This window comes from Robertmurraya sp. FSL W8-0741 (assembly GCF_038004005.1).
Taxonomy (GTDB): Bacteria; Bacillota; Bacilli; order Bacillales; family Cytobacillaceae; genus Robertmurraya; species Robertmurraya siralis.
In genome coordinates this window covers 4,102,444-4,128,680 of sequence record NZ_JBBOQG010000001.1, presented here as the reverse complement: position 1 = coordinate 4,128,680, position 26,237 = coordinate 4,102,444, and the positions used below count along the sequence as shown (strand labels likewise).

At 37.7% G+C, this 26,237-nt stretch carries 22 protein-coding genes and 1 tRNA gene; 18 read left to right on the top strand and 5 right to left on the bottom strand.

Features of this window, described 5'->3' with window-relative positions; all coding sequences use genetic code 11:
* Nucleotides 1-143: 143 nt before the first annotated feature.
* The 6 genes from NST02_RS20095 (at nt 144) to NST02_RS20070 (ending at nt 4,700) form a co-directional block, all read left to right on the top strand.
* A complete protein-coding gene (locus tag NST02_RS20095) occupies nt 144-1,706 on the top strand; it encodes a spore germination protein (RefSeq protein ID WP_340949664.1) in 1,563 nt (520 codons plus the stop codon).
* Between the two features lie 16 nt (nt 1,707-1,722).
* Nucleotides 1,723-2,838 carry a GerAB/ArcD/ProY family transporter gene (locus NST02_RS20090; RefSeq protein ID WP_095309166.1) on the top strand — a complete coding sequence of 372 codons (1,116 nt, stop codon included), beginning with the start codon at nt 1,723-1,725 and terminating at the stop codon, nt 2,836-2,838.
* Entirely contained in the window at nt 2,835-3,992 is a 1,158-nt protein-coding gene (locus NST02_RS20085) for a Ger(x)C family spore germination protein (protein WP_340949662.1), read from the top strand. The genes NST02_RS20090 and NST02_RS20085 overlap by 4 nt, the downstream gene beginning before the upstream one ends.
* A gap of 25 nt (nt 3,993-4,017) precedes the next feature.
* Entirely contained in the window at nt 4,018-4,251 is a 234-nt protein-coding gene (locus NST02_RS20080) for a hypothetical protein (RefSeq protein ID WP_340949661.1), read from the top strand.
* A gap of 59 nt (nt 4,252-4,310) precedes the next feature.
* Nucleotides 4,311-4,517, top strand: coding sequence for a hypothetical protein (locus tag NST02_RS20075; protein ID WP_340949660.1), 207 nt, complete (start codon nt 4,311-4,313; stop codon nt 4,515-4,517).
* Between the two features lie 101 nt (nt 4,518-4,618).
* Nucleotides 4,619-4,700 (top strand) — tRNA-Leu (locus NST02_RS20070).
* 664 nt (nt 4,701-5,364) lie between these two features.
* Here the strand turns inward: NST02_RS20070 and NST02_RS20065 are convergent.
* A complete protein-coding gene (locus tag NST02_RS20065; RefSeq protein ID WP_340949659.1) occupies nt 5,365-5,496 on the bottom strand; it encodes a hypothetical protein in 132 nt (43 codons plus the stop codon).
* A gap of 600 nt (nt 5,497-6,096) precedes the next feature.
* On the opposite strand from NST02_RS20065, the gene NST02_RS20060 reads away from it, so the two are divergent.
* From NST02_RS20060 to NST02_RS20035, 6 genes are all read left to right on the top strand, one after another.
* Nucleotides 6,097-6,600, top strand: a complete 504-nt coding sequence (locus NST02_RS20060; protein WP_137744646.1) for a DNA topology modulation protein — start codon at nt 6,097-6,099, stop codon at nt 6,598-6,600.
* Between the two features lie 289 nt (nt 6,601-6,889).
* A complete protein-coding gene (gene istA, locus NST02_RS20055; RefSeq protein WP_340947791.1) occupies nt 6,890-8,395 on the top strand; it encodes an IS21 family transposase in 1,506 nt (501 codons plus the stop codon).
* Nucleotides 8,392-9,111, top strand: coding sequence for an IS21-like element helper ATPase IstB (gene istB / locus NST02_RS20050; RefSeq protein WP_095314893.1), 720 nt, complete (start codon nt 8,392-8,394; stop codon nt 9,109-9,111). The genes istA and istB overlap by 4 nt, the downstream gene beginning before the upstream one ends.
* Nucleotides 9,112-9,413: 302 nt before the next feature.
* Nucleotides 9,414-10,508, top strand: coding sequence for an ABC-three component system protein (locus NST02_RS20045; protein ID WP_340949657.1), 1,095 nt, complete (start codon nt 9,414-9,416; stop codon nt 10,506-10,508).
* A complete protein-coding gene (locus tag NST02_RS20040) occupies nt 10,505-11,008 on the top strand; it encodes an ABC-three component system middle component 2 (RefSeq protein WP_340949656.1) in 504 nt (167 codons plus the stop codon). Before NST02_RS20045 ends, NST02_RS20040 begins: the two co-directional genes overlap by 4 nt.
* Nucleotides 11,008-12,879 (top strand): hypothetical protein, encoded by a 1,872-nt coding sequence (locus tag NST02_RS20035; RefSeq protein WP_340949655.1) that lies wholly within the window; start codon nt 11,008-11,010, stop codon nt 12,877-12,879. Before NST02_RS20040 ends, NST02_RS20035 begins: the two co-directional genes overlap by 1 nt.
* A 218-nt stretch (nt 12,880-13,097) precedes the next feature.
* Here NST02_RS20035 and NST02_RS20030 read toward each other — a convergent pair whose 3' ends face one another.
* The 4 genes from NST02_RS20030 to NST02_RS20015 all read right to left on the bottom strand — a co-directional run bounded on the left by NST02_RS20030 (nt 13,098) and on the right by NST02_RS20015 (nt 18,318).
* Complete coding sequence (locus NST02_RS20030; protein ID WP_340949654.1) at nt 13,098-13,469, bottom strand: TnpV protein; 372 nt, start codon at nt 13,467-13,469, stop codon at nt 13,098-13,100.
* 517 nt (nt 13,470-13,986) lie between these two features.
* Nucleotides 13,987-14,496: an SRPBCC domain-containing protein gene (locus NST02_RS20025; protein ID WP_306421183.1), complete on the bottom strand. Its 510-nt coding sequence runs from the start codon at nt 14,494-14,496 to the stop codon at nt 13,987-13,989.
* Between the two features lie 186 nt (nt 14,497-14,682).
* A complete protein-coding gene (locus NST02_RS20020; RefSeq protein ID WP_095309174.1) occupies nt 14,683-15,009 on the bottom strand; it encodes an ArsR/SmtB family transcription factor in 327 nt (108 codons plus the stop codon).
* Nucleotides 15,010-15,765: 756 nt separating this feature from the next.
* Complete coding sequence (locus NST02_RS20015; RefSeq protein ID WP_340949653.1) at nt 15,766-18,318, bottom strand: GH39 family glycosyl hydrolase; 2,553 nt, start codon at nt 18,316-18,318, stop codon at nt 15,766-15,768.
* Between the two features lie 244 nt (nt 18,319-18,562).
* Here NST02_RS20015 and NST02_RS20010 point away from each other — a divergent pair, with 244 nt between their 5' ends.
* The 6 genes from NST02_RS20010 to NST02_RS19985 all read left to right on the top strand — a co-directional run bounded on the left by NST02_RS20010 (nt 18,563) and on the right by NST02_RS19985 (nt 26,048).
* Nucleotides 18,563-20,137 (top strand): sugar ABC transporter ATP-binding protein, encoded by a 1,575-nt coding sequence (locus tag NST02_RS20010; protein ID WP_340949652.1) that lies wholly within the window; start codon nt 18,563-18,565, stop codon nt 20,135-20,137.
* 35 nt (nt 20,138-20,172) lie between these two features.
* Nucleotides 20,173-21,183 carry an ABC transporter permease gene (locus NST02_RS20005; protein ID WP_340949651.1) on the top strand — a complete coding sequence of 337 codons (1,011 nt, stop codon included), beginning with the start codon at nt 20,173-20,175 and terminating at the stop codon, nt 21,181-21,183.
* 30 nt (nt 21,184-21,213) lie between these two features.
* Nucleotides 21,214-22,350, top strand: coding sequence for a sugar ABC transporter substrate-binding protein (locus NST02_RS20000; protein ID WP_340949650.1), 1,137 nt, complete (start codon nt 21,214-21,216; stop codon nt 22,348-22,350).
* A 64-nt stretch (nt 22,351-22,414) separates the two neighbouring features.
* Nucleotides 22,415-23,380 (top strand): ABC transporter permease, encoded by a 966-nt coding sequence (locus NST02_RS19995; RefSeq protein ID WP_340949648.1) that lies wholly within the window; start codon nt 22,415-22,417, stop codon nt 23,378-23,380.
* Between the two features lie 72 nt (nt 23,381-23,452).
* Nucleotides 23,453-25,156 carry a glycoside hydrolase family 3 protein gene (locus NST02_RS19990; protein ID WP_340949646.1) on the top strand — a complete coding sequence of 568 codons (1,704 nt, stop codon included), beginning with the start codon at nt 23,453-23,455 and terminating at the stop codon, nt 25,154-25,156.
* Between the two features lie 13 nt (nt 25,157-25,169).
* Nucleotides 25,170-26,048: an alpha/beta hydrolase gene (locus NST02_RS19985; RefSeq protein ID WP_340949644.1), complete on the top strand. Its 879-nt coding sequence runs from the start codon at nt 25,170-25,172 to the stop codon at nt 26,046-26,048.
* The last annotated feature ends 189 nt before the right edge of the window (nt 26,049-26,237 follow it).

The following is a 26,237-nucleotide window of genomic DNA, read 5'->3' as shown; positions in this document are numbered from 1 at the left end:
TGGTCCGAAAGTAGTTTCAAGTAAACGCGTCCTCTTTTACGGGTTGAACTAAAGAAACAGGCAAGTACGGAAATGGTATATTTTGCTTGGTAAGTGTGATACTACGTATATAGGAATATAATGGATACCATCGAGAAAGTGGGATGCGGGTGTTTTTTCGAAAAAAGATTAAGTTCAATAAGAACACTAATAAAACAGAGCAAGGTGATAAACAAATTCCAAAGCCACTATTTTCTGATTTGGACAAAAACTTGGACATCCTGTGTGAGCTTTATAAAGAATGTTCTGATGTCGTTTTTCGTACATTTTTAGTTGCTGGTCATACAAAAGCTCAGTTAATTTACATAAAAGGTCTCTCCAATGTTGAAGAAATGGATAACAATGTGCTAACTCCGCTTATGAAAAAATCCGAAAAGCGGACTGTTAATCCCAAAACCTTGATTGAGGAGACATTGTCTGTTGCAGAGGTAGTGAAGATCTCCTCTTTTGAGGCCTGTATCGAACAGTTATCCGTTGGGAATCCAATATTGTTATTAGAAGGCGATGAACAGGGCTTTGCCTTGGGATTGGCTAAGTGGGAAAGACGAGCTGTTGAAGAGCCGACAGGTGAATTGGTTGTTAGAGGGCCGCGCGAAGGGTTTACTGAGACATTGGAGGTCAATACCTCTTTGTTAAGAAGAAAGATTAAAAGCCCTCAATTAAAAATAAAAACATTAAAGCTGGGGCGATATACACAGACTACAATTGCCCTCGCTTATATCGAAGATCTTGCGGATGAAACGTTAATTGAAGAAATCAATCAACGGTTAGAACGAATTGACATCGATGGGATATTGGAATCCGGTTATATTGAAGAATTAATTCAAGACAATTCATACACCCCTTTTCCACAAGTGCTTATTTCGGAACGGCCTGATACTGCCGTTTCGAGTTTGCTAGAGGGACGTGTAGTTATCATTGTTGATGGTACTCCTTTTGTGTTGATTGCCCCGACAACGTTCTTTTCCTTATTCCAATCAGGTGAAGATTATTATCATCATTTTTTAATATCTACAGCAACTCGCTGGCTCCGTTATTTATTCTGCTTTATTTCTCTACTGTTACCGTCTCTATACGTTGCGGTTATTACATATCATCAGGAGATGGTGCCTACTACCTTGCTGCTTACAATGGTGGACTCACGGGAGGTTGTCCCATTTCCCGCCTTGGTGGAAGCGCTGCTTATGGAGATTACGTTTGAAGGATTGCGAGAAGCAGGACTAAGACTTCCAAAACAAGTAGGAGCAGCTGTCAGCATTGTAGGTGCATTGGTTATCGGTCAAGCGGCTGTGGATGCCGGCTTAGTTTCAGATCATATGGTTATGGTCGTGGCGATTACTGGAATCGCTTCCTTTACCATACCTCGTTACAATCTTGCCATTCCGATAAGATTGTTGCGCTTTCCTATCATGTTGCTTGCTGGAACGTTTGGATTAGTAGGGGTCATGATAGGACTTCTTGCAATCATGACACATCTGAGCACATTACGTTCCTTTGGAGTTCCGTACCTTTCACCAGTGGCACCGATGAAAGGAAGAGATATGAAGGATGCACTCATGCGAGCTCCATTATGGAAATTAAATACGCGTCCTCATTTAACAGGAGAATATAATAAACACCGACAAGGCTCCAACCAGAAGCCGCATTCTGATAAAGGCAGCGAGTAATGATGAGGTGAGATCAATGATTGAAAAAGGAAAAATATCAGCATTGCAAATGGGATTATTGATGTATCATGCTATTTTGGCAACGGGGATTCTTTTTATTCCGGCTACCGTCTTTAATGTTGCAAAACAGGATATTTGGATCTCTCCTATTTTGGCTTCTCCTCTAGGGTTTTTAAGTGTATATATCGCATACAAGTTAAACAAGTATTATCCCAAAGATACGATTATGCAATACAGCAAACATATTCTTGGAACCTTTTGGGGGAAAATACTTGGGCTGCTCCTACTGCTATTGTTAATCACTTCATTGAGTGTGATGTTCTGGCAGTACGGTGAATATGTCGTTAGTGAATTTCTCCCGCACACGCCAAAATCCGTGATTATTGGAATGATGGTGATATTGTGTGCGTTTGCGGTACATGGGGGACTGGAAGTTTTGGGAAGGCTGGCAGGAATGGTCTTTCCAGTTTTTTTCTTGTTGTTTTTAGTCATTATCATTCTTGTCCTACCCGATGTAGAGGTAAAAAGAATGCTTCCTGTGATGGAAAACGGGTTGATGCCTTCACTAAAAGGGGCTTGGGTGTTATGCACGTGGTTCGCTCAATTTGGCATCATCTATTTTTTTCTCCCTTTTTTAACAGACCGTGAAAAGGGGCTGAAGTTTGGCATGCTTTCGGTACTCGTCGTTACGTTAACGTTGGTGGTGACCAATATTATCGTTATTTGGTTATTCGGGAATGTGACCGAGAACTTTAACGCTCCATTCATGAGCGCGTCCAGATATATTAGCCTAGCCGAATTTCTGTCACATCTTGAATCAATCGTAATGGCGATTTGGATTGCGGGGACATTTATTAAGCTCTGCGTGTTCTATTATGTCGTGGTGATCGGAACTGCTGAATGGCTTAACCTTTCAGACTATCGCTCGCTCGTTTTGCCAATGGGCTTTTTAATCGGAGTATTTGCCATGCAGGCATTTCTTAATTCAGCAGAAGCAGCTGAACATTTTCGAATAGTCTCCCATGAAATAATGGATACTTTAGTGTACGGACTGTTGATCCCTATATTTCTTTTTTTAGGAGCGTACATACGCAAAACGATTTTTAAGCATAAAGTGAGGCGGACAAATTGAGACGTGCAATCATGATTGGCGTTATTTTTATGGCTTTTGTGCTGCTTACTGGCTGTTGGGATCGAAGGGAAACCAATGATCTTGCGATTATTACCGGAGTCGCTCTCGATAAAAATAAAGAAGGGCAGATCGAACTTACAGCAGAAATACATTCTCCTGGCGGGAGCGGTAATGGGAGTGGTGGAGGAGAAGACCATAACCAAGGGGGAGTGCAAAGCACAGTTCTCCAAATCGGTAAAGGAAGCTCCATACCAGAAGCGATCGAGAACCTTAATGAAAAGCTTCCCCGGGAAATTCTGTGGAGCCATGCAGAGGCGATCGTGATCAGCAAAGCGTTTGCTGAGAATGGAATAAGTGATGAATTGGATTTTTTTGTCCGCCATCCTGAGCCCCGTTTGAGAAGTTATGTCTTTATTAGTGACGGGAAGGCAAAGGAAATTATGGCCTTACGTCCGTCATTGGAACGAAGTGTTTCCGAAGCGCTGATAAAGTTAGCGGAATCCGAAGTATTAATGAAGGTGACATTATTCGATTTAATGGAAATGCTGAAGGGAGAACAAGGCGCGATCGTTCTTCCGATGATTGATAAATTGTCTCCGGAAGAAGGGCAGCTTCCCTCGGAATCTATTGCATACATTCATCGTTCGGCAGTTTTAAAACAAGGGAAGATGATCGGAGTCATTAATGATCAGATATCAAGAGGAGTGCTCTGGTTTAGAAATGAGATCAATGAATCGATTGTCACTGTCGAACCTGACGAAGCAGACGAGATCATATCGATGAATTTAATTAAAGGAAGAACGGATTTAGTTCCGGAAATAGACGGCCAATCATTAAAAATGACGGTTAAAATTGTAACGATAGATGATGTCATCCAAAACCAATCGAGCTGGGACTTGAAAAGGTTAGACAAACTTAAAGCGCTGGAAAAAGAGTTGGTCCAAAAGATAGAAGAGCGTCTAACAGATACCCTTGACATAGTACAAAAAGAGATGAAAGTTGACATTATCGGTTTTGGAGAAGAATTTCGGCGACGTCACCCTAAAAAATGGAAAAATATAAAGGGTGATTGGGATGAGAAATTTCCGACTGTAAAAGTGAATTTTGATATCGATGCCCGTGTTTTGAGAGCAGGAAAAGGAAGCGAAACTTGAGGCTTCTAAATAAGAGGTGAAGAGCATGAAAGCGGTTTATATTGTCAGCATAACGACGCTTGTTATATTGATGTTCATTTTCCAATGGCCGAAAATCAAAGCAACCGAAAAAAAAGAAAAAGCTGCTTTTGTAACCTTAACTGCAATAGGTTGGGCAATCGCTGTTTTTTATGTTATTTTTCCATCTATGCCTTCGCCGGCAAAGATCGTTGATTTCACTCTAATGCAAATAAGTAATTTTTTTCGTACTCTATGGTAGTGTCTCCCATTCGAACACTGCAACAACAACATGGACGATGAGAGAGGATAACCTCGTCCTTGCGATTCAAGATGAGGATGCAGATCTCTCTGTCGAACTTATCTGCTTCGCAAGAGGAAACATATTTAAATGGAGCAGCATTACTCATTAATAAAGCGTTAAAGGCAAAGCTGGCAGGTTATAATCAAGCACCGACAGAATCGCGAAAAACAGTGAGCGCATGTTCGGTAATAAGGTGTGATAATTTTTTGCCGACAAATAATTGACTTAAATCCGAACATAAATTTAGTTTGACAAACTAATATTATCGTGATATGATATTCTTTGTCTTGAGATAATGTTGTTTATCTTTGGACAATCAAAATATGCCGGTGTGGCGGAATTGGCAGACGCGCACGACTCAAAATCGTGTTCCTTCTGGAGTGTCGGTTCGACCCCGACCACCGGTATCAAATGACGTTGATTTGACGGCGAACTATCGTAATGATGAGTCGCCGTTTTTTCGTATGCGAACACGATTTTGACCGAAAAGTCATACGCGGTGGTAGTACGAACCGTCGGAAATTTAGCGAAATGAGTTGCGAAAATTGACACGGAAAAGACGCTCTAACGCATTACAAACTGAAGTACTCATGAAATTACTAGGTTCGCTACGTTCAGATTTTTCTTGCTTTCGATAATGCGCTGGCGCTATTTATTGAGGAACGAGATTTAAATAATACATTTTAGTAATATGCTACTAGTATAGTTCTATAGGCACTTCTAAGTTAAGTTTTCTTATCATTTGACCAGACTGAAGATAAGTATGATAATTTGTTCATTAGTACTCACCAATTTTTTCAATGAGGAAATCACATAAAATCGGATTAGAATTGGTAAAGGCAATAATATATCATTCTTATTAAATTCGAATGATAATCATTAATGGTGATAGCCATTGTTACAAAGAGTCTTTGAAATAAGATTAATTTTTTGCGTTGGCGAGTGGTATGTATGTTTTACTTGTGTTTTATGCTTGCTAATAAAAAATCCTATTAAAAGAACAAGGCGAAGCTGCAAGATTTTTAATGAGATCCTCGCCTTATTCACCATTAATTTTAATTTCAAAAGGCATTAGTACTGAATCCAACATAGCGCATCCCTGCATAAATTAGGTTTCTCTTGACCAGCGGCAGAGGCAGGGGCAGTGATTGTTACTGTAATGATAGCCACTAAGCCAAGGCGGATAATCCATTTTTTCATCATAACACCTCCTTCTTGTGTAAATCTGTAAATAGATTAACAAGAAAATCAAAGTTAATAAATAGAATTTTGTTTATTATCAGAAAATTGGTAATTTATTACTATACTCAAACACAATATATTATATATGGTAGGTAAAATGTAATCTCATGACTCTCTATGCAAAGGAAGCTTTTCAGATATAAAGATGACGGAAAAACTAATTTCAAAGGATGTAGTGCTGAAAACTAATGCTTACTTTCAAGGCTTAAAATATAGATTAAAAAAATGTTAACATTTTGCGATTTATGTCGAATATTTTGTAAAGAATTTGCTGAAAAATATAAGAGTTCAATGGACTGTCTAAATAAAGGAACGAATGAGATAACAGTGTTTATAGGATAGGGTAGACACTTGAAGGGGTGTGCAGTGCTATTGCCTAGTGCCCAAAAATATGGATACCATTTAAATGGGCAAAATCTTTTGACAGGCGCCATAATTAATAGCTATTTGCCAAATAGGTGCAGTGCTGAGGGATATTCTAGGAGAAGAAATTTTTACATATTTTAGAAGGTTAAGTTATTATTAAATAAACGATATAGAATTGTTTATTAAGGGGTTCTTATGAAAAAGGTTGTACTTATTGGTTCAGGTGGCTCAGGGAAATCTACACTAGCAAGACAATTAAGTGAGAAGCTAAAAATAAATGTTTATCATCTTGACGTTTTATTTTGGAAGCCAAATTGGGTAGCCGTTCCTAAAGAGGAACAAAGAAAAGTTCAAAATGATTTAGTGAAAAAAGAAGAATGGATTATTGATGGAAACTACGGTGGAACAATGGAGATAAGGCTAAATGCTGCAGATACAATAATTTTCCTTGATTTTCATAGAACAATTTGTGTCTATCGTGCATTTAAAAGAATGTTGAGGTACCGAAATAAAACAAGACCCGATATGGGAGAAGGCTGCAAAGAAAGATTTGATTTAGATTTTTTAATGTGGATATGGAATTATCCAAAAACAAAAAGGCCAGGAATTTTGAAAAGGCTCAAACAGTTGTCTAAAGATAAACAAGTAATTATATTAAAAACACCAAAGGAAGTGCAACGGTTTTTAGAAAAACTTTAAGTCCTTATTCCCCAAAAAATGCCCTTGCGATTAAGTAAATACAATCATTTCTTATAGAAAATTTTTGCAAGATTTTCTTAAAATTTAATGGATTGTTATAGGCCGCAAAAAAGTAGACGACTAGGATCATCTAAATAATTGTCTATGGCATCATAAAAATGTAGGTTATGGCATTTAATTTATGCAGTGCCTGGAAGGTACTGCATAAATTAAAAAAACCACTTGTCAACATTCCAAAATACACATACACTTCCTGTTGGGACAAACAAGCGCAGGAGGTATTAAGGAGATGTTGGCAGTGGCCGAAATTAATTATATCAGACATGAGGCTGTCGAAAAAGATAGTAGTTATTCAACAATAGCGAAAAAAATGGGAAGAGATCCTAGAACCGTAAAAAAGTATGCCGAAAAAGAGGATTTTAGTCCTGAAGTGAAAGTGAAACAAAACAGACCTTCACCCATCATGGATTCAGTTAAGCATATCGTAGATGAGTGGATTTTAGAGGACTTTAAGCAAAAAAAGAAGTTTCGTAGAACCGCAAAGCGGATGTGGGAACAGCTAAAAGAAGAAGTTGATTTTAAGGGATCTGATCGAACGATTAGAAATTATGTTTCGAACAGAAAGAAAGAGTTATTAAATGAATCTAGTCAAGCCGCTCTACCACTTGAATCTAAGCTGGGTACAGCACAGGTTGATTTTGGGGAAGCACCATTTAAATATCAAGGAGAGGACATTGTGCTCCCCTATCTAGTCTTATCTTTTCCTTATAGTAATGCTTTTTATTTTCAGGTGTTTCCTTCACAAAATAGAGAGTGCTTCCTAGAAGGACTGAAGCGAATTTTTCATCATATGGGTGGAGTTCCAAAAACAATCAGGTTTGATAATCTATCCCCTGCCGTAAAAAAAGTACTGCCAAATGGAGAACGGCAGCTAACAGAGGAGTTTCAAAACTTCGTTCTTCACTATGGTTTTAAATGCGAGTTTTGTAATCCGAATAGTGGCAACGAAAAAGGGCATGTGGAAGCTATGGTCAAATATGTGAGGAATAATTTCTTACTACCAGGTCTACATGTATTTGATATAGATCAACTTAACGAGAAGTTATGGGACAAAGCTGAAAGAGACCGTGAACGTAAGCACTATGAGAAAGAAACCTTTATTTCTACATTGTTTGAAGAGGATCAAAAAGCTTGTTTTGTTCTTCCAGGGAAAGAGTATCAATGTGTAAGGTATGAAACCGTCAAGGCGGATAAGTATGGTTATATAAGGGTAGAGAAGAACCTCTATTCAACCTCTCCGAGGTATGCGCTAAGTAAGGTTCTCGTAAAAATCTCATATAATACGATTGAAATACTCACAGACGACAATCAGCTGGTGGTTAGTCACTCTCGATTATACGGTCAATATAGAAAGTCTATGAAATGGCAGCCATACTTAAACCTAATGGCCAAACGTCCTTTGGCACTTAAATATACGAGTTTCTATGAGCAACTTCCAACAGAATGGCAAGAGTATTTCAATTCATGTACAGCTGCGGAAAAACCAGAGGCTCTTAAACTACTAGCAATGGTATTGAAAGAACATGATTTTAGTAGAATTACGGAGGCACTTATAATCGCTTCTGAGCATGGCCATCCATCTGTTGAATCCATTAAACAGGTGTTTTATCAACTGATAAATGGACGGGGAATCCGTTCGGAAATACACCCCAATCGACCATTGCCAGAAATGCCGAAGGCTATTCGAGGTTTAGATCATTATGATCAGCTTATGAAAGGAGTTGATCTACAATGAATGGTCAGATTCTAGAATATGCCAAGCGGTTGAAATTAAGCTGGATCAGAGAACATTATCATGAAGTGGAAGCAAAGACGAATGAGGATTTCTTACTAGAGTTATTTAGAAGAGAAGTTGAGCAACGAGAGGAACGGAAGACGAATCTATTACTGACACAAGCGACGCTTCCTAAAACAAAAGGAAATCCTTTTGATTGGAAAGATATATTATTAACTCAAGGGCTCAGTAAAGAGGATTTATTAAATGGTGCATTTCTGGAACGGCAGGAAAATTTAATTTTCTATGGAGGAGTGGGCACAGGTAAAACTTACTTAGCCACCATTATTGGATTGAATGCCGTACAAAAGTTTGGAAAGTCCATCAAATTTTATACAGTAGCCTCATTAGTCAATCGATTACTAGAGGCAAATGAAAAAGGAACACTAAATAAGCTCTTTAAACAAATAGAGAAACTTGATTTATTGATCTTGGATGAACTAGGGTATATTCCTCTCCATAAACAAGGAGCAGAATTATTATTTCAGGTTATTGCGATGTGTTATGAAGCGAAGAGCATTATCATTACAACAAATCTTCAGTTCGGTCAATGGAATCACGTTTTCGGAGATCCGATTGTAACGGAAGCAGTCATTGATCGATTAATTCATCACTCGCATTTAATCGTGTTTAACGGGGATAGTCACCGTTACAAAGAATCAATTATACAAGGTTAATTCTATGCGTTGGCAAGTGGTACATTTTTAAATGACGTTTAATACATTTTTTGCTTGCCAAATACACCAGGTTTTTCCGCTTTGGGTCAGTTCTGCAATTGCTGATTCGTATAGATTCCGCAATCGTTCGACTCGACGCATGATGGTTCACCTTTCTATAAAAATTCAGGCTCTAACATTTGGTTCTGTTGATGGATTGCAAATGGTTCCTATTAACTAATTTTCTTCTACTTATAGGAGGGGAATTGTGGAAAATGTTGAATAACTATAAATAAGTAGTATTTATGTCGAAAGGTGATCTTATGGAGAGTGTAATTAATGATCTTCTGCCTATCCAAGCACCTAAAAAACCTGAGAGCTACGATGTTCTTTTTGGTGTTCCTATTCCTCCAATTGAAAGATTACGGATCATTTCTGCAGATCAATTTGAAGACATGATTTTGGAATGGGTGGATGGGTATTTAAAAAATCAATACTCTTTAGTATACCGGTCAGGGGGAGCCGGTGATATGGGAAGAGATATCGTTGCAATTGTAAATTCAGATCCATCAAATTACATATGGGATAACTATCAATGCAAGCATTATGAACACCCTCTACATCCAAGTGATATTTGGTTAGAGTTAGGAAAATTATGTTACTACACATTTAGTCAATCTTATACTGTCCCAAGGAAATATTATTTTATATCTTCTCAAGGATTGGGCCCTGCTTTGTCCGGATTACTTGAGGAACCGTCCCGGTTAAAAACTGGGTTAATATCCGTTTGGGATGAGAAGTGTAGAAAGAAGATTACAAGTAGATTCGAAATTGAATTAACGGATGAATTATTGAGTTACATTGAGAATTTTGATTTTTCAATTATTACTCACTGTCCACCACAGAAGTTAATTGAACAATATAGTACTACCCCATTCTATAAGTATAGATTTGGGGGAGGTTTAGTTAAGCCTAGGCCGCAGGCAGAACTTCCACAAGATTCAATACAGCCAGAAGAAGTAAGATATGTGTCACAATTGTATGAAGCTTATTCAGATCATTTGGGCCAACAAATCTCCGATATAGATGAATTAAAAAAGCACTCTAAACTATATGGACACTTTAATAGACAGCGCGAGGATTACTATAAAGCAGAGTCTCTTAGAAGATTTGCTAGAGACGAGCTACCTTATGATGAACCGTTTGAAAAGTTGCAGGATGAAATATATAGAGGGGTAGTTGATACTGCTGAAGATGATCATCCAGATGGATATGTTTGTGTTAAGGAAACAATAAAAGAAGCAAAAAAGTTACAAATTACAAGCAATATTTTAATAAAATATATTGATGGCAGTGACAGAAGCGGAATTTGTCATCAACTAGCTAACAAAGATATTTTGAATTGGGTGAAAAAATGAAAACTTTAACGGTCAGCAGAGAAACTTATTTGTTCAATACGCCATTAGAAATTGGTCTTCGGTGTCTAGTGATATTAACGGGACTAAAAGATAAGGCAATAGACATTCAAAGAATAATTTATTTGGATTATCTGTTAGTCCATTATGGTGATGTTGATTCTGATTTTGAAAGTTTGCATCCATCGACTCCATTTAGAACTGGTGAGATCTTAGTAAAGCGAAATCTAGTAAGTCAAGGACTTCATTTAATGATTAGTAAGAGATTAATTACCATTGAATACGGTGCGGACGGAATTCTTTATAAAGCCATGCCGTATTCAGCATCATTTCTACAACATTTTGAGTCTAACTACATGTTACAGTTATTGAGAATAAATGAAAATTTGACAGAACGGTTTTTTTCATACTCAGATAAAGAACTAAAAGATTACATAATGAAAAATATTGACCGTTGGGGCGGGGAGTTTACTAAAGAGGCGTTTATAAGAGGTGATGTTTAATGAAAACTAACGGCTTTTATATTACTGAAATTCGTCTCACGGGAAAAAATAAAGAAGATGCTAAAATTATTTTGAAAAAAGGACTAAACGTGATTTCGGGTGCTTCCGACACTGGAAAAACGTATATTTTTCAATTAATTAACTACATGTTTGGTAGTGAGGATGAACCAAAAGCAATTGATGAAAGTATAGGATACTCAACAATATACCTTGAAATTAAAGCATATTCGGGAAAAGAGATCACTTTGAAACGTGAAATTGGTGAATCGACGATTCATGCCTATGAGTCTAAAATTGATGAGATACATGTTCTACAAAATTATGAAAAGCTAAAAGCCAAACATAATAAGGACGATAAAGATAACATTTCAAGTTTTCTTCTATCTTTAACGGGTATTGAAGGTATGCTTCTTAGAAAAAATGCGAGAGGAAACAAGATATCATTTTCATTCAGGCATTTTGCTGGATTAATAATGCTTAATGAAGAAAAAATTATAACTGAAAGAATTCCTATTTTTTCGGGTGTGCCTACGAGTAAAACGGCAGAGCAATCGGCCTTTAAAACAGTTTTAACAGGTGTTGATGACAGTGAAGGAGTTGAATTAGAAGATCCAAAAATCTATAAAACTCGACTTGAAGGTAAGTTGGAATTTGTAAATGCCTCACTGAAAAAATTAAAAGAAGAAATTAATCATAAAAGGGAACAGGTTGAAGGATATAAAGCTGATGATCTATCCAATGAAATAGATAAATTAATGGGCGTCTTGTCTGACAATAGTAAAGAAATTAATTTGCGTATGGAGCAAAAGAATCGTTTGTGGAATCAGGAACAAGAAATTAAAACAAGGATTTTAATGTTGGAAGAACTACAGGAGAGATTTAAACTCCTTGAAAAGAGTTATCTTTCTGATTTGGATCGACTTCAATTTCTAATTGAAGGAGATCACTTTATTTCACAATTGTATGACTCAAACTGTCCGATTTGTGACAATCCAATTACTTTGGATAAAGTAGAACATGATCACAAGCTTCATTTAGATAACTTACAAATTGCTTGCAGGGAAGAAAGCCATAAATTAGACGCTCAGTTATCTGATCTTAGAGCAACATTAAATACCTTGCAGATGGAATATAATGAAAAAGATCAAGAAGTCAAATTTTTAAAACAACAGATCGGAGAAATTGAAACTTTTATAATTGAAGAATTAAAGCCTGTAGCCATACTCACCAAAGAACATCTTGAAAGACTATTACGCGTGAGACAGATATTTCAAGAAATTGAAATGAATGAACGACGTATCGCAGATTATCAAACAAAACAATCAGAAATAATGAGAGAACTATCTAAGAAAAATCAGAGAGTTAATTTTGTTAATGAGATTACAAAAGATATATATGACGACTTAGCAAATGAAATTAAAAAGTTACTTAAGGGGTGGAATTATCCCGAATTAACTAGTGTTACATTCGATTACGATGACCAGGAATTAATCGTTTCAGGTAAGATGAGGAAAAATCATGGTAAGGGATATAGAGCAATTTTAAATACGGCGTTTCTTATAGCGATCATGAAATATACGAGAAATAATGGTTTGAAGCATCCAGGCATAATCATATTAGACTCACCTCTTACAACCTATAAGGAGAAGACAACTGCAGGTGATTCAATTGGCAGTGAAGAAGACATCTCATTGGATATGAAACAAGCCTTCTTTAACAATTTGTCTGACATAAATAAAGCGCACCCTGATGTTCAAATAATTATCTTTGAAAACATTGAGCCAATGAGTGAGGTTCAGCACAAAATGAATTATATTCATTTTACTAAAACTGTTGGTGTAGGAAGATACGGGTTTATTCCAGTAGACTGAAGTCCAGGTTAGAAAATGTCGAATATGATATTGCAATGAGCCTGTGTGTAAGGTTCATTGCATATTTAGATCGATAAACGAGGTAGTATTTTAGTTTCCATTATGAGAACATTGTTACACTTGATGCTGTTGTCAGGAAGTATTCTTCATGTCGAACACCTACCTTTCTAGATGAAAAAGAACCGCTGGTGGCGGTTCCGAGTCGAATGAGAATGTTGTTAACGTGGCTTCAGTATAATGTCGTTCAGGAGCAGTTCCTCGGCGGTCGATTTGATCTGATTGAGGTGGCGTGTCCGTTCCAGGATGTCTTCCGTCTTCGGCAGGGGATGGAGTTTCAGAAGTTGCTCGGTCAAAATGTCCATCTTAGTGTGGGCTTCCTGTTCTACTTGATGCATATCTTCCATCAGATTGCCTTGCATCTTGAGAATCAGGAAGCGATGCGGGTAATGATTACGGATGAAATTCAACGACATCCGGCTGTACTTGCTCAACGGCTGTTGATCGACTTCCGTCCGATTCGAGATTTGCAGTTCGGGATACAGGAGGCCGTTGATCTCGCGATAATTCAAGTTCGACTTGCTGTTGCTCATTATGAGAGGCTCCTTTCATTTGTATAGATTTTTACGTGGCGGGCTCATGAAATATCGCCCCAATCGGGTGGTGAGCAATCAATGCCCAAAATCGAATTCCTCATGTTTTTCCAATGCGTTATAAGGAAATTGCATAAAGTTGTGAGAATGAATCTTCGCATATTCGGGATAGCGCAATTTGGTAGCTTCAAAGAAGTACGGAAAGAGGTGAGTGTCGAACAACTTTAAGTCCTTATTCCCAAAGGCCATGTCAGGCTATACTTATCCTGTATCCATTCGCATCGTTTCCTTTTTTTGAAGTGGCATATGTGAAGTGCCGTCTTGTGATGCCTTTTTGCCAAAGCTAATCTAAATTTTGTCTTGTGTTGGATCAAAAGTATTACGACATTGGTCACTTTTGAATTAAGAAAAAAGTTTAAAAATGTCCCCCATCTTCAATTCTATTAGGAAGCAAAGGTAGGGGACAATCTTTGGTACTACTATCAATCATTTCCCCATCTTGTAAGTATAAATTATTTTATTTGCTCTCGTTCAAATGCTCTTCCAGACGGTTCCAAGTCTCGGTAATTCCTTGGAGCATACCCATATCCATGACGTTTTTGAGAGCTTCTGCAGACGCATACTCAGCACGGTTTACAAGTTTCGTTTTGCCGTTCAGATCAATGAACTCCAACGTGACCTCGGTTGATGGCATATTTTCGTCGATGTTTCCCTCGGCATCTGAGAAGTAATCGGTGTAAATAATGGTCTCCGGCTCGATAATATCTTTGTAAATAACTTTCCCCCAAGATTCCATGCCGTAAAAATCACCTTGATTTTTATCCGTGCATTTCATACAGAAGTGCCAAATTCCACCTGGTCGGAAATCGATGTGGCAAACCGGAAGTTCCCAACCAGTAGGTCCCCACCAATGCTTGAGATGCTCAGGTTCTTTGAACATGTTGAACACGAGGTCCCGTGGTGCATCGAAAATGCGCTCCAACACCAGTACCCGCTCATTCTCAACTCTTGAAATGATTTCATTCATCTTAATTCCTCCATCCACTTAATAAATATCTTTTTCTCCGTTTTATTAACTTTTTCCAATATGGCAATGTAATGATTACTAGGATGCCTCCGCTTTTGCTGTTCTTTTAGAGCTTGCTTTATAATCGCTCAAAGCGAGTCCATGACCAACTTGATAAATCATTTTTGCTGATTTTTTAACCTTAGTTTAATTCAATGGTTTTTTTCCCTGTAATACGTTGAGATAATCGTCCAAACGATCCATCCGCGCTTCCCATATTCGACGGTAGGAATCAAGCCATTTATCCAACTCTTGCAGCGGTTCTGGTCTTAGATTATAAATGCGACGATTAGCGACCTGATGAACCTCAACAAGTCCAGCATTACTCAATACTCGAAGATGTTTAGAGGTTTGCGGCTGGTTTAGTTCTAACTTTTGGGCAATCTCTCCTACTGAAAGTGGTCCGTCAAGAAGAAGGTCAACAATATCAAGTCGGTTGGATTCAGCTAGTGCACTGAAGGTTTGTACGTTCATATAGAATCATCTCCCAACATGTATATGTTTCTAATTTTTATAATCGCTTGTGATTATATTAAGAATATCACCTCCGAATTTCTAAATAATGATGTCATAACTTGTTGTTGGATTTATTATTCCATACAAGGAATATTCCAGTCAAGGAATATTCAGAAAATAATTTAACGAGCTATAATAGATTGTGCCACAGACTTCTATTAACCATTCGTTTTGTCAGGTAAAGTTAAGCTGACTAGTTACAGGAACCAGTAGTAATCTTTGGAACAGTTGTGAACTTATTCAGACGGGCTGTTAAATATCTTTTATGATGTAAAAGTGCTTGTGATAGTGGTTTTTTGTTATATGAAGTAAAAGATTTTGTTCGTGAAATGAATGAGTAGCCTAGTATGAATAATAATTGATTAGGAGACTTTCCACATTCTACTTACAATATAAAAGTTTAAATTTGGAAGGAAGAAATACGGAAACTAGGAGGAGACTGAATAGCAAACAACTCTTCATTCTGTAAATAGAGGAAACTTTCTATGTAAGAGAGTTGTCTGGAGAACACAGAAAAAATCTAAGTACGGCTGCTAAAGAACAATGGGAGAATAACGGTGTTCCTTTTGGGGCGTCAGTTCTGCACCGACCAGTGATGTCATTAAAGCTTATGAAAGCTCACGAATGTTGACATACGAACATTCGTGAGCTTTTTAGTTACGTTCGATAAAAACCGATTTTGCTTTAAATAGGATTTGTCTATTAGCGTAAGATTTAAACGATCCGATCTAATTCGATCAGCCTGATTTCAAAAGGTTCAAGCTCTGCTTTTATATGAAGTTTTCCGTCAGCGACTGCTCGCTCAATTTCTAATTTGGGGACTGAAATATTCCGCAAATAGTCGAGTTCCTCAGGTGAATGCTCACCAACTTTGCCTAATTTAAGCTCATTATCGAAGGCACTGCCATGCTCACGATTGACGATATAATGCTTGATTTCGAAGGTGCCCTCTAGATTTAATAGCTCAAACCAACATTCTTTTTTTATTTTATTGGAGAAATTCGAGTAGCGGTCCTCATAAGAGATATTCAGGATAATGCCTTTAGCATACTTTTCATTATAATGGTGATAATTATGAAGCAATAGCTGAAGACGATCCTCTTCTTTCGTAATTAGGTAGCCATCTCCTTTTTCAACTAGCGTGTCACCTAATTTATTTAAAAAGGAAAAGGCGTGATAGGATGGTTTTTTGATTTGTTGATAAGCGAGCATTCCTAAACCACCATGAAATAGATTTTTCGACATTAAGTATTCCTCATGGAAGTCAGTTAGGAGCCAATAGCCAAAAGCGTCCAGTCGATCATAATTGTCGATGATGTTTTTTATAATATAGGCTGATTTAAAGCATGTATCATTCATTAAATCCCTGTGCGAAACAGTGGAGTTCCATTCTGTCAGAAAGACTTTTTTGTCATCAAAGCCAATTTCTTTTAAGCCTTTTTTTAGGCGATCAATGAACTGTTCAAAGGAATCTTCTACAGGACTTAAATAAAGTGGTTGTTCGTCAATAGAATCAATATGATTTCCTACTTGAAAGATCGAGATGTCTAACTCTTCTTTCTTTACATTGGACAAGTCAATGTCGTAATAATGAATCGTAATAAAATCGGGTGGGCATTGATTTTCCATACTAAATGCTAAGAAGTCGAAGAACCAGTCTTCACTTTTATTATATGTTGAGAAAGCCGCTGGGCCGCCGAATGGTAGCTGTGAATCAATCTCTTTGACTGCCTTATAAGTTGTTTGGAATAGATCATAGAAAGTTTGATTGTTACGGAACCCAAAGAGATGATTGGATGAGCTTGGTTCATTCCAGACTGTAAATAACCAGCTTCGGACTTCTTTTTTGCCATAGCGATTGAGCAAATGGGCGGTCAAACTACGAATTAAGCCAGACCATTTTTTTATATCCTTCGGTGGGCTCGTATTGATCTGATTATAAAAGACAGTTTTATCTAAATTACTAGCCAGTAACCTTGGCATAAAAGAGAACTGAATAAGAGGTTTTAATTGAATCGATAACAAAAAATCAATGACTTGATCAATTAAATGAAAATTATAGATCGGTGTACCGTCTCTCGCTTCACTATAGACCATCATATCATCATCCAGCAGGCTATGCATTTTAATATAACGATAACCAATTTCTTTTTGAGCCAACATTAATGCCTCTTGAACTGGGGCCATTAAAACTTCTTTCGCCCTGCTAACGCCAGTAAACGTTTTAAACGTATGTTGCAGCTGCATTTCTTCCTTTGTGAGGTCGACGGAGATAGGGGCAACGGCTAACTCACTCGTTTCAACATCAGATATTTTGTGATTGGGAGGAGGGGCATCTTTTAAATGTTCTTCAATAAACTGGGCCACATCCTCATAATATGCATGTGGCTCCATTTGAAAGTAATTGACAGACTTTTCTTTTGTCGCTTCAATACTCCCTAAAGATTTGCCAATGTTTTGTTTTCTCCAAACGCTCGGCAATTCTTCAAACTTCTCTTTAAACGCGGTCACAAAAGAGCGAGTATTAGGGAAGCCGTTCTTGTGCGCAATTTCATCAATTGTGAGCGTATCGTCCAATAAATCAAGCACAGAATAATGTAGGCGAATTTGTTTTACATAGTCGCTGAACGAAATTCCCATACCACGTTTAAAAAACTTCGACAAATAGGGGATGGACAGGAACTCCTTCTCGGCAAGACTCTGTAGAGAAATATTCTCATCGTACTTACTATGAATATAATCAAGGACGCGACTTAGGCGATCCAGTTTCTCTTCAGAATACTTTTTTGTTTCTTTTTTTTCTACTTTAAAATTTGCACAGAGTTCATAGATAAGCTCGTAGATGAGCGAGGCGTTTTTATAATCAATTAACTCATTGTGGTTCATATTATATTTCAGAATTTCAGCGATCACCCGTTTGATTTGCTTGAATGTATCGGGATTGTCTGCCGTAACAGAATTACAGTCAAAGTACATGTTTTTCGTATCAATATTAATATCCTTCAGTAGCTCTAACTTCATTTGCAAGGCGATGATAATGGCATCATCCGCATGGAGCTCATGTATTTCATTGGAGTTAATCAAAAGCATATCCCCATCAGATAAATGATACTTCTCATCTTCGACAACAATGGTTAACTGGCCTTTTATATTGACAACCAATTCGAGTGATTGATGCCAATGCCTATTCACATCTCCAATTCGATGCATGAAGAATTTTATAGGTAGTTTATTGTTGAAATTGATGATTTCATGACGATATTCCATTATTACACCTCTTATATGCAAAAATTTAATCTAAAATCGGAAAATAATCATGTATAAATTTAACCTTTAGTCCGATTATAAGGTATTTTGATTGAGATAAAAATAAAAATGGTTAAATTTTTGTCATACATGGGATAAATTATCTACTTATGGAGTCAGGGGATCGAATGATAAGATAAAAGCATAGAGATGATGAATATAAAGCAAAATGTAAACGATGTCACAAGTGCGAAAGGGTGTTTACATGGACAAAGAAGTTTTTTTAGAAACTGTTAATCTCACCAAAAAATTTGATGAAGTACTAGCCGTAGACAATGTTAATATGCAGGTTAAACTTGGTGAAATCAAGGGTCTCATAGGAGAAAATGGTTCTGGTAAGTCTACGATTTCCGCGATGATTAGTGGATTGCATAGAATCACTAGCGGAGATATTTATATAAATAAGGAAAAATATACTCCTAAAAACCCACTAGATGCCCGTGAGAAAAAGATCTCTATGATCGTTCAGGAAACCGGAACGATCAATAACTTATCAATTGCTGAAAATGTTTTTCTTGGAGATGAGGTGCGTTTCAAAAAGAATACATTCGTCAATCGTAAGAAAATGATGGTCGAGGCGAAAAAAGCTTTAGAAGCAGTGGAGCTTGACGTCGATGTAACAAAATCTATCAATACGCTTAATTTTGAGCAGAGAAAATTAGTGGAAATTGCCAGAGCGTTATATTATAATCCAACCCTTTTTATTGTTGATGAGACGACAACCGCTTTATCCCATGAAGGTAGGGTACTGATTCATCGGATTATGAGGAGATTAAAATCTGAAAACAAGGCGGTTCTCTTCATTTCTCATGATCTTCCGGAACTGATGGAAATCTGTGATAGCTTAACGGTTTTGCGGGATGGAAACTTTATAAGAGATTTTGAGAAGGAACAGTTTGATGAGAATGAGATCAAACAAGCAATGGTAGGTAGGGAACTAGAGGGTGATTTCTATCGTAGCGATTACGATGGAACTTCTACAGGACAAGTAGTATTTCAAGCTAAGAATGTGAGCGCACAAGGACTAAAAAATATTAATCTGGAACTGCATAAGGGAGAGATTCTTGGCATCGGTGGCTTATCAGGTAGTGGAATGCATGAATTAGGTAAAGTGATGTATGGCAATATTAAGCCTTCGGCAGGAGAAGTGCTTGTTTATGGTCATGAAACTCCCTCGTTTTTCCAGAAGCTTTCGAAGCAAAAGGAGAAGCAAAATACAGGGAACCCTCATCCAGAGGCAAAACTTGTTCGATTAACAAATATTAAAACAGCAATTGCCAATAAGGTCGGGTATGTGTCGAAAGATAGGGACCAAGAGACTTTGATTCTTGAAGCCTCTGTGAAGGATAATTTAACCTTATCTGCTCTAGAAAAGTTAGCTTCTTACGGTTTGATTACACAGAAAGCAGAAAAACACTTTGCTCAGGAACAAATAGATAGCTTACTTATCAAATGCAGCAGTATGAACCAAACGGTAAGAGAGCTATCGGGAGGAAATAAGCAAAAGATATCCTTCGGAAAATGGATTGGCAACGATTCCAAAATTCTAATTTTAGATAGTCCAACTCGTGGGGTGGATGTAGGTGTAAAAACAAAAATGTACCAACTGTTATATGAGCTGAAGCAACAGGGCTACTCCATTCTATTAATTTCCGAGGAATTACAGGAATTAATCGGAATGAGTGATCGCATTTTGTTAATGAAGGATGGTGCGATTACGAAAGAGTTTCATAGAAGCGAAAAGGTTGATGAAAAAACATTAATCCAATACATGATCTAAAACTCTGTATTCTACTTAACTTAGGTGGTGAGGCTGTGAAAGAAGTTACTCATATAAACGGAGCGAATGCTCGGTCTGGAGGACTTTCGAAGTTCTTACAATTTACGAAGGCAAATAAAAATATTTTCATTCAGTATTCAAGTTTAATTTTAGTCTTTTCCTTTTTTATGATCATGTCCAACGGTGATTTACTTTCCGTGGTAAACCTGCAAACGATCATTAGGCAGCTTGCTGTTCTATTTATCATTACAGTGGGATTAATGTTTGTCTTCTCCCATGGAAATATGGACATTTCGGTTGGTGGTGTGATTGCCCTAACTTCCATGATCGTCACTTTCACTCTGAACGCAGGCGCATCACTGTTTGTGGCAACTCTTGTGGCAATAGTGGTATCAGTAGGGTGTTATCTTCTAAATATCTTTATTGCCAATCAGTTTAAGTTAATGGCGGTAATCGCTTCCTTGGCAATTATGTTTAGCACCCGCGGTGTCGTCACATATATGGTTTCTACTTCTAATCAGTCGATAAAAGTAGAAGACATTTCTAAACTGGCCCTATTTAGCAGTAACTTAACGTTTACAATTACTTCTTTAATCTTGGTTGCGATTGTCGGAATCGTGTTATTTAACTATACAAAGATTGGAAAGCAGAATAAAGCGGTTGGTGATAATCCACTGGCAGCCATGCAAAGTGGAGTTGATGTGAAGAAGAGTAAGGTGATTTCTTATCTTATTGCTGGTATAATGATCGGCTTTGCCTCCATGTTTTCTTTAGCCAGATCCTATACAGTGAGTGAGAATTCTGGTATGGGACTTGAAATGGATGTGATTGTTGCCCTTGTTTTAGGAGGGATGGCTTTAAGTGGTGGAAGTAAGTCTAAGATCAGTAGTGCCATTGTGGGTAGTATTACGTTAGTTCTCTTAAATAATGGATTAATTATGATAGGAGTTAGGCCTGAAACAGTATCTCTCGTCAAGGGGATCATTTTCCTCATTGTTGTCTTTTTAATTCTTAGAAGGCCTCGAACAGAGGTAATTCCAAGATAACTAATATGAAAAAGAAGGAAGGTAATAAAGATGAAAACCCTATTAAAGAAAGTCTTATTATTAACAGTAATTAGTGTATTATTAGCCGCTTGTGGTGCAAAATCGAATGATTCCAGTGAAGCAAATAATTCAGATGAAAAGCAAACTGATAATGGTTTTACAATAGGAGTTATGCTGTACAATTACACAGATGTTCAAGGTAAAGAAATTAAGTCTTATGGAGATTATTTAGCAGAGCATTTTAATGTGAATTTTAATTATGCGACAGTAGGTACGAGCGAGGAGGATCATATCGCAGCACTAGAGAATTTAATTGCTTCGGGAGTAGATGCTGTTATCAGTGGCTATGATACTTCTTTAGAGCAAAGTCTTCAATTAGCAGAACAAGCGAAAGTTTACTATGGTGTAGCATTAGGGGATGTTCGTGATGATGTAACCAGTGAATACTTTGTCGGTGGATTATATAATTTCGGAGAAAAACCTGAAACAATTGGGGCGCAATATGCGCAAGCAGCATATGAAGCAGGTGTGAAAAATATTGGTGTAACGTCTTTCCAAGAGTTTGCCTTCGTAGATGCACCTGCGATAATAAGTGGTTTTAAAGAAAAACTAGCTGAATTAGACACGGCTAATGAAATTACAGTCTACGATACTGAGTATCATATGTTTGGTCCAGAAGATGTATCAAGCGCCGTTACGAAGGTCATCTCTGATCACTCTGAAGTGGACGCAATTTTTGGTTTAGGCTCTGGCATGGATTTTGTCTACCCAGCCATTTTAAATAGTACCAAACCTGATATTAAGGTTTTAGCACTTGGGTATAATGACTCGACTCCGGCTGCATTAGAGAATGGATCGGTTCTAGCAGCAGGTACAAATAACTATAGTCAAATCATCGCGAATGTATTTGCTCAACTTTATGATCGCCTTAATGGACATGAGTATACTGACTGGGAATTGAACGGTTCTGTGGATTATCCTATATTTTCATCGGTTGAAGAAGTAGAGGATTTTCAAAAATATATTGTTCCTGAGGATAAATCTAACGGTGCGGTAACTGTTGAGGAATTAAAACAAGTGATGAAAACATTTAATGAAAACGCAACTTGGCAAGAACTACAACAATTAACTACTAGAACATTATCTGAAATTAAAGAGGCGCGGTAAAACTGTAAATGAATAAGAGGCTGTCTGAGCCTCTTATTCATTAAAAAGTGGGTGGTGCGATCAAATGAAACAAAACATCGGTGATTATGTAAAAAGTATAGTAAAAACGTTTATTTTTCCTTTTATGGTATATGGCATTATATTAGCTATTACGCTGATCGCAGGTGAATCGGGCTATATGTCAGCAGGTGCTTTCGATCGGATAATTAGAAGTAGTGTTTTGACGACTATCATCGCCTATGCTATTGCACTTCCGTTATCTGGTGGGAGATGGGATTTTGCTCCAGGGATAATTATTATCCTGTCCGGGATTATTGGCAGTAACCTTGCCATTCAAAACGATTTAGGACCAATAAGCCTATTAATGATCACCATCGCTGTAGCTGTTGTCCTTAGTTTATTAGAAGGTTTGGTCTATATCCTCGTTAGAGTTCCGACCATCATCGTGTCATTAGGGGTGGTAATGGTCTATGAGGCACTCTCGGGTATCGTCTTTAACGGATCTGGTGCACAGTTGTTTATGTATCCAAATCTATCAATACTGGCCAAATCACCTTATATTTATGGCATTTTAATGGTGGTAATGTTGTTCTTCTATTACATTTTAACCTATACAAAGTTTGGTTTTGACACAAAGTCACTATCAGTCAATCCACGTTTAGCTGTGAGTATGGGGGTAAAAGAAAACCGAAATATTATGATAACGTATTTGGTTGTCGGTTTACTGTTAGGAGTTGCGGCTGTACTAAATGCTTCAACAGTCCTAGTCACACCAGCGAATAATTTAGCTTCAACGACATTGATGTTCTCGTCAATGGCTCCAGTGCTAGTTGGTCTATATTTAGCAAAATTTTCAAACATGGCTTTAGGGATTTTTTCAGGAGCGTTAGCAATGAATGCTTTTTCTTATGGCATGGTTGTTCTAGGAATTAACGGCTCTTTACAAACGATCGTCTTAGGTGCATTTATCGTGTTCTTTATGGCTTACACAGTGAGAAGCGAGCGGGCAGCAGAGCAAGTAGCAGTGTAAAGAATAACAGATTCGAAGCCTGGTAATAAAACAAGAAAGCAAGAGAGCACTCTGAAGATGTTGGAGGTACTTATGAACATAAATAAATTACGTAATAAACCCTTTAACTTAAATGATGAAGAAATCGCTTGGGTCAAAAGCACATTCGATTCGCTTACAACTGAAGAGAAAATCGGACAGCTCTTCTTCATGGTTGGCTATAAACAGGATGAAGAATTTTTGTCTCATCTAACAGAGGATATTGGAATTGGTGGTTTAATGTGCCGAGCGATGGATAAGGAAAGCGTTATTGGTACAGTGAGCACATTGCAGTCCAGCTCTAAAATACCTTTGCTGATTGCTGCCAATTTAGAAGCTGGTGGAACGGGAATTACGAGTGATGGGACGAAAATTGGCTCTAATCTAGCCATTTCCGCAACAAACGACCCGAAATATGCTTATGAATTAGGGAAAATATGTGCTACTGAAGGAAAGAGTGTTGGAGCGAATTATGCTTTCGCACCTGTGATAGATATTGATTATAATTTTCAAAATCCAATTACAAATACGAGAACGTTCGGTAGTGACCCAGAACAAGTAAAGAACATGGGGCTTCAATATGTAAAGGGGTGTCAGGATCATGGAGTCGCTACCTCTATTAAGCACTTTCCAGGTGACGGGGTAGATGATCGTGATCAGCATCTGGTCACCTCCATTAATACATTTAGCACGGAGGAATGGGATCAGACTTTTGGTATGGTTTATCAGGAATTAATTGATGCGGGGGCAATGACAGTTATGGTAGGTCACATTGCTTTACCTGAATACTCCAAACACTTGAATCCGCAATTGAAAGATGAGGATATTCTTCCGGCATCATTGGCTAGCGAGCTTCTAAACGGTTTACTTCGTGAAAAATTAAATTTCAATGGTCTGATCATTACAGATGCTACGACAATGGCAGGGATGAATATTGCGATGGGCAGAGATGAGCTCGTACCTAAAGCGATAGAAAACGGTTGTGACATGTTTTTATTCACGAAGAATTTAGAAGAGGATATTCACTTTATGAAGCAAGGCTATGAAAAGGGCTTGTTATCCGAACAACGACTAAACAATGCTGTGCTTAGAATACTTGGCCTTAAAGCATCCTTACAACTTCATAAAGGAAACAATGTCCCTTCCCTAGAGGTAGCCAACGATTCGCTCAGAAGAGAAGAGCATCTTCGAGTAGCGAAAGAGGTAGCCGATCAGTCGATCACTTTAGTGAAGGAAGAAAAAGGTGTACTTCCTCTATCGCCAACAAAATATAAGCGTATTCTCCTTTACGATATCGAAAGTGAAGCAAACGCACTAGGGTATAATAAAGCGTCTGGATTAGCAAAAACGTTTATTCCTTTATTGGAAAAAGAGGGATTTGAGGTTACTAGATTTGAGCCGACCGGGATCTATGAAGGGCTACAAGCCTCTTTTGAAGAGATGAAAAAGAACTATGACTTAATCATTTATTTGTGTAATCTTGCAACTAAATCAAATCAGACGACAGTTAGAATCGAATGGATCAATCCAATGGGGGTTAATGTTCCCATCTATATGAACTCGATCCCAACCATCTTTATTTCTACAGAAAATCCGTACCACTTGTTAGATGTTCCCAGAGTGAAAACGTTTATTAATACGTACGGAATGAATGATTATACCCTTCCATTATTAATTGAAAAAATGCTCGGAAAGTCAGAATTTAAAGGTAAGAGCCCAGTAGATCCATTTTGTGGAAAGTGGGATACCCGACTATAATGAGGTGCTATACGTGATCAACAAAACAATTAAACTATTTGAGCATTCTGATGCTACATTAACCACTTACGTTTTAGATGATGGAGAATATGAAACGAAGAATACCGTACGGCCAGCAGTACTGATCTGTCCTGGCGGAGGCTATACGATGATTTCACGGAATGAAGGAGAACCTGTAGCGATCGCCTACGCTCAAAGAGGGTATCATGCTTTCGTTTTAACGTATTCAGTTAAAATTGATAACCCCTTTCCAACCGCCTTAAAGGAATTAGCTAAGGCTATGTCTATTATTAGGGAAAATGCGGTTGACTGGCTAGTGGATAAAGATAACATCGCGGTAGTAGGTTTTTCTGCTGGAGGAAATTTAGCCTTAAGCTTAGGAATTTATCATCAAGAAGATTTCCTGACAAAAGATCTTCAGCTTCCTATTGAACAAATAAAGCCTAATCATCTTATCCTAGGTTACCCAGCAGTGACGTTACAGTTAAGAAATTCGGAGACGCCAGCATACGTGATTGAATTGATGGAAAAGGGACTCATTCCAGACATGAGAGGGCCTAGTATTCATGAAATTCTACTTGGGAAGGAAAACCCGACAGAAGAGGAGAAGGCGTCATTAAACTTATTAAACTACATTCATGATCGTGTGCCAAGAACGTTTATATGGGGCACCTACGAGGATACGCTTATCCCGCCAACGGACCTGTGGCAGCTAGGTATGAAACTACATGAATTTCAAGTTCCAAGCGAACTTCATCTCTTTGAAAAAGGTCCACATGGAATGTCTATCTGTACAGACGCTGTTAAACCTGCTGAGCAAATTGAAGGGTTAAGTATTCCGCAATGGTTTGATCTTAGCATCAAGTGGCTAAAGCAAGGAAATAGGCAGTAGACGATTTAAACTACCGGTTCTAACAGTCCATGCTTACCTGAAAAGAGAAGCAAACTTCAATATTGATTATTTTAGGAAATGATGACTGTCAAAAATGGAAAGGAAAACAGTATTGTCAAAAGTGTGAGAGTGGATGGAATATTGTTTTCCCTTTTGTGAGATACAGGAAATTTGTCCTGGAACGTCCTT

Excerpts from the sequence above, each read along its gene's own strand:
- NST02_RS20020 (WP_095309174.1), bottom strand. The coding sequence starts at position 15,009 with ATGAACGTACAAACCTTCAGTGCACTAGCTGAATCCAACCGACTTGAT.
- NST02_RS20040 (WP_340949656.1), top strand. The coding sequence starts at position 10,505 with ATGAAAACTTTAACGGTCAGCAGAGAAACTTATTTGTTCAATACGCCA.
- NST02_RS20080 (WP_340949661.1), top strand. The coding sequence starts at position 4,018 with ATGAAAGCGGTTTATATTGTCAGCATAACGACGCTTGTTATATTGATG.
- NST02_RS20065 (WP_340949659.1), bottom strand. The coding sequence starts at position 5,496 with ATGATGAAAAAATGGATTATCCGCCTTGGCTTAGTGGCTATCATTACA.
- NST02_RS20030 (WP_340949654.1), bottom strand. The coding sequence starts at position 13,469 with ATGAGCAACAGCAAGTCGAACTTGAATTATCGCGAGATCAACGGCCTC.
- NST02_RS20015 (WP_340949653.1), bottom strand. The coding sequence starts at position 18,318 with ATGGAATATCGTCATGAAATCATCAATTTCAACAATAAACTACCTATA.
- NST02_RS19990 (WP_340949646.1), top strand. The coding sequence starts at position 23,453 with ATGAACATAAATAAATTACGTAATAAACCCTTTAACTTAAATGATGAA.
- NST02_RS20000 (WP_340949650.1), top strand. The coding sequence starts at position 21,214 with ATGAAAACCCTATTAAAGAAAGTCTTATTATTAACAGTAATTAGTGTA.
- istB (WP_095314893.1), top strand. The coding sequence starts at position 8,392 with ATGAATGGTCAGATTCTAGAATATGCCAAGCGGTTGAAATTAAGCTGG.
- NST02_RS20035 (WP_340949655.1), top strand. The coding sequence starts at position 11,008 with ATGAAAACTAACGGCTTTTATATTACTGAAATTCGTCTCACGGGAAAA.
- NST02_RS20090 (WP_095309166.1), top strand. The coding sequence starts at position 1,723 with ATGATTGAAAAAGGAAAAATATCAGCATTGCAAATGGGATTATTGATG.
- NST02_RS20025 (WP_306421183.1), bottom strand. The coding sequence starts at position 14,496 with ATGAATGAAATCATTTCAAGAGTTGAGAATGAGCGGGTACTGGTGTTG.
- NST02_RS20045 (WP_340949657.1), top strand. The coding sequence starts at position 9,414 with ATGGAGAGTGTAATTAATGATCTTCTGCCTATCCAAGCACCTAAAAAA.
- NST02_RS20060 (WP_137744646.1), top strand. The coding sequence starts at position 6,097 with ATGAAAAAGGTTGTACTTATTGGTTCAGGTGGCTCAGGGAAATCTACA.
- NST02_RS20010 (WP_340949652.1), top strand. The coding sequence starts at position 18,563 with ATGGACAAAGAAGTTTTTTTAGAAACTGTTAATCTCACCAAAAAATTT.
- istA (WP_340947791.1), top strand. The coding sequence starts at position 6,890 with ATGTTGGCAGTGGCCGAAATTAATTATATCAGACATGAGGCTGTCGAA.
- NST02_RS19995 (WP_340949648.1), top strand. The coding sequence starts at position 22,415 with ATGAAACAAAACATCGGTGATTATGTAAAAAGTATAGTAAAAACGTTT.
- NST02_RS20095 (WP_340949664.1), top strand. The coding sequence starts at position 144 with ATGCGGGTGTTTTTTCGAAAAAAGATTAAGTTCAATAAGAACACTAAT.